This is a genomic window from Micromonospora sp. NPDC000207 (genome assembly GCF_040300925.1).
Lineage (GTDB): Bacteria > Actinomycetota > Actinomycetes > Mycobacteriales > Micromonosporaceae > Micromonospora.
Genome location: NZ_JBEPEQ010000161.1, coordinates 1 through 9896, shown reverse-complemented (window position 1 = coordinate 9896; position 9896 = coordinate 1). Strand labels below are relative to the sequence as shown.

The 9896-nt window shown below is 71.3% G+C and carries 6 protein-coding genes; 1 reads left to right on the top strand and 5 read right to left on the bottom strand.

From position 1 onward, the window contains the following. From ABT336_RS25550 to ABT336_RS25530, 5 genes are all read right to left on the bottom strand, one after another. Window positions 1-1645, bottom strand: a 1645-nt coding sequence (locus tag ABT336_RS25550; RefSeq protein ID WP_350899850.1) for a ComEC/Rec2 family competence protein, incomplete at its 3' end; no start/stop codon positions are given. Window positions 1646-1659: 14 nt separating this feature from the next. Then, window positions 1660-4245, bottom strand: a complete 2586-nt coding sequence (locus tag ABT336_RS25545) for a LamG domain-containing protein (protein ID WP_350899848.1) — start codon at window positions 4243-4245, stop codon at window positions 1660-1662. Further along, window positions 4242-4409, bottom strand: coding sequence for a hypothetical protein (locus ABT336_RS25540; RefSeq protein ID WP_350899846.1), 168 nt, complete (start codon window positions 4407-4409; stop codon window positions 4242-4244). Before ABT336_RS25540 ends, ABT336_RS25545 begins: the two co-directional genes overlap by 4 nt. 14 nt (window positions 4410-4423) lie before the next feature. After that, the gene (locus ABT336_RS25535) at window positions 4424-8329 is read right to left on the bottom strand and encodes a hypothetical protein (RefSeq protein ID WP_350899844.1); all 3906 of its coding nucleotides are present in this window, start codon (window positions 8327-8329) and stop codon (window positions 4424-4426) included. A 405-nt stretch (window positions 8330-8734) separates the two neighbouring features. After that, window positions 8735-9466, bottom strand: coding sequence for a DUF4352 domain-containing protein (locus ABT336_RS25530; protein WP_350899842.1), 732 nt, complete (start codon window positions 9464-9466; stop codon window positions 8735-8737). A gap of 250 nt (window positions 9467-9716) precedes the next feature. Between ABT336_RS25530 and ABT336_RS25525 the strand changes: the two genes are divergently transcribed. Next, the coding region (locus tag ABT336_RS25525; protein WP_350899840.1) for a hypothetical protein at window positions 9717-9896 on the top strand (180 nt) is incomplete at its 3' end.

The window sequence follows — 9896 nt, the reverse complement described above, 5'->3', positions numbered from 1 at the left end:
CGAACACGTTGATCGCTGCGGTGACCGCCGCCGCGCCGCCGGCGGCGGCGTTCACCGCGGCGTTCGCGATCCCGACGCGGTGGACGCCGGCGAGTTCGTCGTCGCCCATCGACGCGGCGCCGGCCAGCGCGTGACTGGCCAGCAGCGCGGGTAACCCGAGGAGGGCGGTGACGGCGCGGGCCGCGCCGTAGGTCGCCGACGCGCCGGCGACGGCGTCCAGGACCGCGGCGGCGGGTGCCGCAAGGCCGAGTCCGGCGGTGACGTGGTCCAGGGCGGCCCGGGTGCCCCGGTAGGTCTGGCCGAGCGGTGAGAGCAGCGACTCGGCCTCGGTGACGGTGAGCCGGATGTGCCCCGGTGTGGGCACCGCCGGGTCGCCGGCGGTCTGCGAGGCGTCGCCACCGAGGGCGAGCAGGTTGACCGGGTCCTGGTACCCGGTCAGGTAGTGCGGGACGGCCCGGGCCGGTGGCGGCGGTGGGGTGGGTGGGTGCCGGTTACGGGAGTTGGCGTCGGCCAGCGGGGGAATCTCCTGGTAGCCGTCCAGGACGTTGATGGTCCGCTGCGCCGGGTGCTTGAACTTGTTGCCCCGGCCGGTGGAGATGAACGCGGCACCGGGGCGCAGCCGGGTGATGAAGGTGCGCGACGACGCGGTCTGGGCGCCGTGGTGGCTGGCCTTCATGGCGTGCACCCGGTCGGCCATGGTGTCGGTCTGGTTCAACCGGAACACCGCACCCGGCACGGGGGCACCCGGAACGACGGCGTTGAGGTTGACCCATCCGTCCTCCTGCGGCTGTTCGAGGTCGCCGGCCACGTAGTACTTGAAGTTGTTGAACTCCAGGACGAACCCCAGGCTCTTGGCGTTGTCGTTGGCGTTCTCCGTGTCGGCGACGTCACCCTGGGTCATGCCCCGGCTCTGCGGGGCGTTGGAGCAGTACGCCGCGCCGCCGCCGTTCTGCAACACCCACTTGTTGACGGCGATGCAGCGCAGGACCGGCCGGTTGGGGGCGTAGGCCGCTGCCGCCTGGACGGTCCACGGGTTGCCGCCCTGACCGTCCTCCCCGTTGCCCCAGAGCACGTCCTTGTCGAGGAGCCAGTGGGGGACCTGGTAGTTGCGCGGGCCGCCACCGCCGATGTTGCGGGTCAGGATCCCGGGCGCCACCGCCGCACCGGTGGCCGCGTTCCAGGAGACGATGTCGAAGCTGTTGACCCGGCCCGTGGCGTGTCGGAAGGTGGCGGGCATCGTGGAGATGGCCTGCCGGTACTTGGCGTACTCGCTCAGCGCGTACTGGCGCTTGTTGTACTGGTCGACCTTCTCCCGCTCGTCGCGTTCGGCGGGTAGCCGTCCCATGTCGTAGAGGATGGCGTGCTGGTACCGGGCGGGGGTGCCCGCCGTGCCCCGCAACAGCTTGCTGATGCCGTAGAAGTGGTCCTCGTCGAAGTGGGTGACGATGATGACGTCCACCTGGTTGACCCCGATCCCGGCGAGGTACCCGTCGACGATCGGCGCCGCGTTGCCCTTCCCGCCGTCGATCAGGACGGTACGGCGGATCGCCGGGTTCCCCGGGCCGCCGGGGTGCCGGGCGTCGATGACAGTCGCGTCACCGATCGATCCGATGTCGATGTGGTGGATCGTCACTGTCCAGGTCATTGTCGGCTACCGTCCTATTCCCAGGCGAACCAGTCGAGCCGGACGTTCTGGTCCCAGCGCGCGCGGTGCGAGTCGACGCGCAGGATGTTGACCTTGACGTAGCCGTTGTCGACGTACTTGACGGTGGCCGTGAAGGTGTCTGCGTAGTAGCCCTCGTTGCGGACGGTGACCATCACCATCGGGGCTCGGGAGAACCGCTCCGGGAAGGTGATCTGCACCTCCTTGACGCCGCCGCTGTGCGACCCGGCCTCGAAGTGCCCGGCCTGGATCCGGCCGAACCGGGTGCCGCTGTTGACCGTCAACCCGAGCACCTTGGCGGGGCCGTTGACGAACAGCCGGTGACCCTGCGGGTCCGTGGAGCCGACGACGACGTTGCCCCCGTTGTCGTTGATGTAGACGTTGGCGTTGGTCTTGCCGCCCCGCAGGTACGTGTGCTCGTCGGTGTCGTAGTTGAAGTGCGAGATCCGCTGGCTGCCCCGGATCTGCAGGGTGCCGCCGGGGGCGCTGCCCCGGGCGATGTCCAGGGTGCCCGTCGGATCGGCCAACCCCAGGCCGACCCGGTTGCTGATCGGGTTGATCAGCAGGGGACGGTTGCCGTGCGACTGGATCCAGCTGTAGTCGGTGTGGTAACCCAACCGCAGGTGAGAGTCGGTCGTCGGGCCGATGACCAGCGCGTTGCCGTTCCCGTTCTGCGGGGTGTGCACGATGTGCAGGCGTCCACCGGGCTCGACGGTGTTGATCCCGACGTTGCCCGAGGACATCAGGGCGATGTGGTCGTCCGGGTCGTTCGAGGTGCCGATCTCCAGCGTGGTCCGTTCCCCGGAGCGGGGGTAGTAGCGGATCCAGGCCGCGTCCGAGCCCCCGCCGCCGGGATCCTTCGGGAACAGGATTCCGGCCTGTTCGCCGGTACCCGCGCTGGGCATGATGGCGCCCCCGCCGACGTGCAGCTTCGCCTGGGGTGCGGAGACGCCGATGCCGACCCGGGCGTCGACGGTGCCGCCCGGCAGGGTGACGTCCCGGTACACCAGCGGGGCCTTCTCGATCACCACAGCGAGGTGCCCGTCCCAGTACCCCGGCATGTTCTCGTAGTGCAGCAGGAGGCGGGCGTGTCCCGACGGTGGGCGGCCGATCAGCCCGGCGAGGGTGACCAGGATGCTCTCCCCGGCGCCGAGGGCCACCTGCGTCGGGGTGGTCAGCCGCCACTGCAGGGTCTGGCCCTGCTCGGTCGGGACCGTGGCGACCCACTTGTCGGCGCTCACCGTGACGCTCTTGAGCTGCGCGGTGGTCCCCATCGCCCAGTCCGCGGGCTGGTTGTCGAAGGACAGCAGGAGCGCCGAGGGGGCGTCGCCGCCGCTCGGGGCCAGCGGGATCGGCTGCTTCGACACGTTGGTCAGACGCAGCCGCAGGGTGGCGGAGCTGACACCGTCGCTGAGGATGGTGTTGAAGCCGACGAACCCGACCTGGAGGGGGATGTGCTGCTGGCCCCGCCGGTTGACCAGGCTGAGATGCTGCACCCGCCGACCGGTCAACAGGGTCACGTCGTCGACGTGGGTGAGTCGGTCGTAGCGCAGCTGGACCCGGGTACCCCGGGTGCCTCCCCGACCGTCCGCGCCGATGTTGCGCAGGGTGAACCGCAGCGTTTTGCCCGGGTCGACGGTCGTCCCCTCGGGGCCGACCAGGGCGACTGTGGTCCCGCCGTCGGCACCGGTGCCGACACTGGACTTCCACCCCGTCGGGCCGGTGACTGTGAGCGGGTCGGTGGGGTCGAGCGCCAGGACCCCCGGGCGGAAACCCAGCTCCAGGTGGGCGGCGCCGGTGGGAACGGACGAGAGCTGGACGGCCTGGCTGGCGGTGTTCGTCACCTCCAGCTGCATCGTGGTGCCGGTCGGGTCGTCGACGATCGCCAGGACCGGTTGGGCGTCGCTGTCGTGCAGGCTGAACGCGAGCGGGTGGCTGCGCCGGAACGCGGCCATCGCGCTGCGGTCGTCGTCCATCACCTGACCGACGTCGGCGGCGCTGAGTGCGCGCGCGTACACCCGGAAACCCGCCATCCGGCCGGCGAAGCCCGACTCGCTCTCCTCGGCGCGGGCCAGGTCGCCGCGGTAGGAGGTGAAGTTGAACTTGGCGGGGAGCGCAGCGCCTGTCGGTTCGCCGTCCACGTAGCAGGTGAGTGACGTCCCGTCGTGCACCGTGGCCAGGTGGATCCACCGGCCCAGCGGCAGCTTGGGGGTGGCCGCCGCGCCGCTCCAGACCCCGAGCTGGGTGTTCCCGCCCGGGTTGAGCAGCCAGTGGTGCGCGCCGACTCCCGACTGGCCCAGGTTGACCAGCCAGGCCCGTCGGGCCGGGTAACTGTCCACCCGGACCCAGCCGGTCACACTGTGGGGCGGGTTGGGGCCTGCGGCGGACGGGATCAGGTCGGCGATCCGGATGTGGTCGGTGCCGCCGAAGCGCAGGCAGCTGCCGAACTGGTCGTCGGGGACGACGGTCGGGGTGCCGGTGACGACGCCGTGCCGGGCGTGCGGGGAGCTGTCCGCCGCCGCCCCGTCGAGCAGTGCGTCGAGGCGCAGGTGAGCCAGCAGGTCTTGGTCGAACCCGGTCACTGGGCTGCCTCCGTCGTGTCCTTGGGGGCCTGGAGTTGGGTGGTCGCCTGCCGTTGCACCTTGTCGATGAGCAGGTGGACCCGCACGTACGGCAGCTGCCCCAGTGCGTCAAGCACCACGTTCGTCTCCTCGACGGTGAGGTCGAGTCGAATGTCTCGTTGCACGCGTGCCGCCTTCTCTAGTCGTCGTGACGCAGCTTGAGCCAGCCGGCACGCAGTACCTGCGGGGCGGCGGGAACGGCTGTGGTGCTGGCCGGGCCGACGCGCTCCGCACCGAGGTCGAGGATCACCTCGACGAGCGGCTCGGCTCCGGCCAGCACACCGGTCAGGGCCGGTCTGCCGTCGCTCGGGACGACCACGGCCCGCCCGGTGCCCGCAGGTGGCGGTATCAGCCAGCCGACCTCGGGGGCCACCAGCAGGTTCCAGGCCGGGACGGCGACGGTGTCGGCCAGTCGTGACAACACCGTCTCCCGGTGCACCTGGAGGTCACCGAGTGCGGTCAGGACGGCCTCGACCGTGTCCGTCATGGCCCGCATCGTCGGGTCGAGCAGGGCGCCGGCCCGCTCGTCGTCGGCCGCCACCCGCAGCGTCCCGGCCCGGCCGGGCACCGGAGTCAGCCAGCCGACGTGCGGGTCGCTCAGGTGGTCCCACAGCCGTTCGGCCAGCGCCGAGACGAAGACGTCCCGGTCGATGGCGGCGGCGGTGCTCACCTCCGACCAGGTGTCACCGGTGTGGCTCAGCCACGACCAGCGGTACCCCGGCTCCGTCGGCAGCGGCAGGTTCACCCCGGACAGGTCGGTCAGCAGGGGCGTGCAGGGGAAGGTCATCTCGATCGCGGACATCGACGTGGCGTAGTGCGCGGCCGGGACGCCGATCGCCTTGACCGGTGCGATGCCCGAGGTCACGTGGACCTTCCCCCTCGGGTCGAGCAGCAGGCGCAGCACCCGGGGGGCCGCGTCGATCGCCTGCGTGACGTCGAGCGGCCCGTCGGCGCAGGTACGGATCGCCGGGTGCGAATAGGCCACCGACAGCGGCGTACGCAGGGTCGGGTCGCCCTCGACCCAGTAGCCGATGGTGCCGTCGTCGAGTTGGTCGTGGGCGCCGATCCGGATCGGGAACCCGACCCGGGTGAAGCCGTCGGTGTCCCGGGTGGTGCGGCCGAGGTCCCCCCGGAACGCGTTCCATCCCTGGTGGACGGCGGGTAGCCCGAGCACCTCCAGGTCGACCGCCGCGCGGACCAGCGCGACCGGGCGGCCGATCAGGACGGCCAGGTCGACGTGCTGGTCCACCCCCTCCGGCTCGATGTTGTCGAGGGCCCGGTCGAGGACGTCCATGAACTGGTCGACGAAGTCCGGCCCGTGGCCGAGGATGTCGGTGATCGTCGACCGCAAATGCGGGTTGACGATGTCGTCCACCGACTGCGCGCCGGTGCCGCCCGGCGCCGGACACCACTGTGCCTTCTGGTCGACGTAGCCGAGCGCCCGACCCTCGTTGTCGTAGACCATCACGCTGGTGTCGAGGTGGTCGGGCAGGAACCACCCGCAGACCGGGCCGGTGTCGGGGTGTTCGTTGGTCTCCCCGTCCCGGTCGGCGGCGAGCCAGCGGAACACCACCCGGGCGGGTTGGCTCAGCCGGGGCGGCAGGGCCACCAGGTCGGGGTTCCCGGTCACCGTCAGGCTCTCCGCCGCGACGACCCGCCCGCAGTCGACGTCACGGGTCTGCCCGAACGTGTCGACGAGCCGCAGACGCAGCAGTCGCAGCGCCCCGGAGCGGATCGGGGCGAAGTCGTCGAGCGGTTCGGGGGCGCTGCGGTTGCTGATGCCGACGGCGTCGGCGACGGCCTCGGCGAACACCCGGTCCTCGGGGAAGCCGATCGGGTCGCCGATCGGCAGCTGGGGCACTGTCCGGTGCATGAGCAGGGCGTCGTGGAACCCGCCGAGCGACGGGGCGAGGCAGTCCATCCGGGCCACCAGGGCGTACGCCCCGACGGCGACGGCGACCGGGTCGGCGGGTCCCTGGGCTGTGTACCAGTCCCGCAGCTGCACGGCGATGCTGCTCGGGTCCTCGACCGGGGTGACGCCGGTCGCGGCGTAGAAGTCGGGCAGGACCGTCTCGGCAAGGTACTCGGCGAGCGCGCCCCGCAGCCGCTCACCGGCGTGCGGGGTCAGCAGCGACGACCCGCTGTACACCGCCGCGGCTGCGGCGAGCGTGGGCGCGGCCCCGGTGGGGACCAGGTCCGGTCCGGTGTGGTCGAGGGTGAAGTTGCCGGTGACGAAGTCGGGGTCGTAGCTGTCCACCTCCGGGTGGACGTTCCCGCCGGTGCGCAGCGGGAACACCTCGACCTCCCATTCCAGTCGGAACGGGTGCCAGGGGCTGCCGTCGCTGTCGTCGAAGGCGAAGTTGTCGGCGTCGCGCACCGTCGCCAGGAGGACGTCGAGGGCCTTCGGTTCACCGGCGACGACGTCGAGCAGCAACTCCTGCGGCACTGTGGGGCAGATGAGCACCCCGTCCTGGCCGTGCCGGTCGCTGAGCCGGGCGTCCTGGCACATCAGGTGCACGACCGGGTCGGTGGGCTGCCAGTAGCGGGTGGACTGGGTCGGGGTGAGCGCGTACCTGGTGTCGGCCGCGCGGAGCGCCTCGGTCGAGTTGAGTGCGTCGAGCGCGGCGGCGGCAGCAGCGTACGCCGACCGCAACCGGGTCTCCGGGGTGTCGCCCTCGGGCTGTAGGGCGGCGGCCAGTTCGGCCACCCGGGCCATGCTCCGCCCTTCGAGGAAGGCCCGCACCTCGTCGACGTCCGGGTAGGTCTCCGGGTCGTCGTCAGGCGGGTAGAGGCAGAGTTGGTACTTGTACCAGTCGGCGAAGAGTTGCGTCCGCAGCGACTCCAGCTCGGCGGCGGTCCGGTCGCGGACCTGCTGGGCGTCGTTGAGGGCGGCGAGCAGGCCGGCGAGCCGAGGGGCGAGGGAGAGCGGCACCTCGGCGCGGGCCTGTGCCGCGTCCGCGTCGGCGGGCACCGGGTCGGTGGTGGCCCGGTCGTCGACGATCGTCCACAGCTGTCCTCCCGGGCGGGCGACGAAGCCCCGCTCGTGTCGGGCCTCGCGGAACTTCGCGTCGACGTCCACCTGCCGGTGTGCGGTCCGCCCGGCCAGCAGGATCGCCTCGATCTGGTCCTCGACCCGGTACCGGTCGGCGCTGTCGAGGGTCTTGGCGAGGGCCACGGAGAGCGCCTCGGTGGCGGTGTTGCCGATGGTGACGACCGTCGGACCCGCCGTCGGGGCGGCGACGGGTGCGGTGAAGCCGCAGCTCGCGTAGCAGACCGTCCGGGTCACCGCCGCGTCGTCGGTGGCCGACCACCCGGCGTACTCTTCGAGGGTCCCGGTCACGGTCCGCAGGAAGTCCTGTTCGGGGTCGTCGTACCAGCCGACGAGGTCGTACCGGAGGCCCTTGACGTCGACGACCTGGGCGTCGTGGAACCCGAACACGCTGTGGCAGTTGGAGTAGAGGGCGGCGAAGGTGGGGTCGCTGTGTCCGGAGCCGTCTGCCATGGCGAAGCCGACGGCGGTCAGGGTGTCGACGTAGGCGGCGGACGGGTCGCCCGCCCGCCACAGTTCGAACGGGACGGCGCGGCCCAGGTACCGGAACGGGCGGTGGCGGCCCTGCGCCGGTGCGGGCGGGTACGGCACCGCCACGCCCGCCGCGTCGCCGGTGCCGTCGGGGTGCAGGTAGTCGCTCTCGACCACCCAGCTGCGGGCCGGCAGGGTCCCGGTTTCACCGCGTCGGACCAGCCACCGGTTGGGCACCGCCGGGAACCGCACGGTCCCGGCAGGCTGGTCGGGACGCTGTCGGCCCCGGGTCAGGGCGTCCGGAAGAGCCCAGTGCAGGTGTACGCCCGCCTGCAGGACCGCCGTGTCGTCCTGGAAGGGCCGGCCGACGATCTCCTCGCTGATCTGGGCGACGTCCCCGTTGCGGTCGGAGCGACCGTCGAAGTAGGGCAGTCTGCTGTAGTCGGCGGTGGAGCGCACCACGACCCGATCGGCCGGACAGTGCAGGGCGTCGAGGTGGACAGGGACCATCAACGTACTGATCATGGAGTCTCCGATGAGGCCGGTCGCACTCTGCCACAGTGAGAGAAGGGGAAATCGGCGTCGGCCGTGGCACAACGTACCCAACGGCCGCAGTTCCCAGCAATGGCCGCTGCTCGCCGAATCGTCGCGGATCGCCTCCCGGTGGAATTCACCATCCTCCGAACCGCCGCTCGTGCCGGTCGTTCGCCACGGCGTGCAAAATTCCCTCCTCAGGGCTGCTGAACTGCCCATTCGTGGGTTTCGGGCGACGCCGTCGGAGGGTGCGGAAGGCGGTTATGTCGACGGGGCCGGAAAGCGTGTGGCGCACGGTGTCCGCACTGCGACAGATCGGGTGCCGATAGGAGAGTCCGGTGGTGTCGGAATCGCGTCAGTGAATGAATGGGGGGCGGCGCCATTGCGGTGTCGCGGTCAGAGCGTCACGACGGCGTCTTCGGCGAGGGTGAACAGCCCGGCGTCGAAGACGAGCGTCTTGAGCTTCACACCCTTCGGTACGTCGAAGAAGACGTTCGCTCGCACCGAGTTGCCCGGGTTGATCTCGTCGAGGAACCCCTGAGCGTCGTCGTTGCCGTACATGGCGGCCACCCCGTCGGGCTTGTACTCCCGGCCCTCGCCGTCCTCGGCCCGCAACACGTTGTCGGCGTGGAACATCTGCGCCTTCTTTGTCATGTTCTTGGTGGTGACGCTGACCCGACAGTAGGAGCCCTGCGCCTTCTTGTTGAGGAAGTCGGTGCCGACCTGGGTGAGGCCGCACTTGACGCCGTGCACTGTGAACTGGAAGTCACCCCCGCGTACCGGGTCGCCGACGCCGTACGCCTTCGGCTTCTCCTCCTCGGCGGGCTCGTCCTTCTTCGGCTTCTTCGCCGGTGCACCCTCGTCTGCCGGGGAACTCCCCCCGGTCTCCGGGGACGCGGGGGCGGCGGCAGGGCTGGTGGCGTCACCTGTCGTGGTGTCACCGGTGGCGACGACGGCGATCGCGCCCCCGCAGCACAGGACGACGACTGCGGCCACTCCGACGAGTACCGGCACGAGCCAGCCCCTGCGGCGGGCCGGGGCGGCGCCGGGGACGGGTGCCGGCTGCCAACCGGGAGCCGGGGTGGGCGGGACGTGCGGAGGCTGCCCAAGCGGGCCGGGGTTGCTCATGACGGGTTGACTCCCAAGTCGGACGGTCCCCTGTGGACGTCAGGGTGACCCGAAAGACCGTGTCACAACGCCCTCGTCGGTGCCATGTCCGCCGGTGTCCGCTAGACGACTGTCGATCACGTTCCTTTCAGGCGAGTCGCTGATCCTCGGTCGGTCCCTCGGGTGCCCGGTGACGACCGACCGTCGGGGCGGCCGGCGAACCGCCTGTCGGGGGAGGGCCGTCGGGTCCGACCCGACGAACGTGTCGGTGGTGAAGATCGACATCAGGTCGGGTCCGGGTGTCGACACGGGTCCTCGGGTGCCCGAGGCGGTCCGTCCGGCGTGGTGGCCGCCGGCCGGGGTGCCGGGGTGCGGGGATGCGGCGGTGCGTCACTGGTGGGTCGGTCCGACGACGACGGCGGCCCGTGGTGGCACCCGGTTCGGGTGCCAC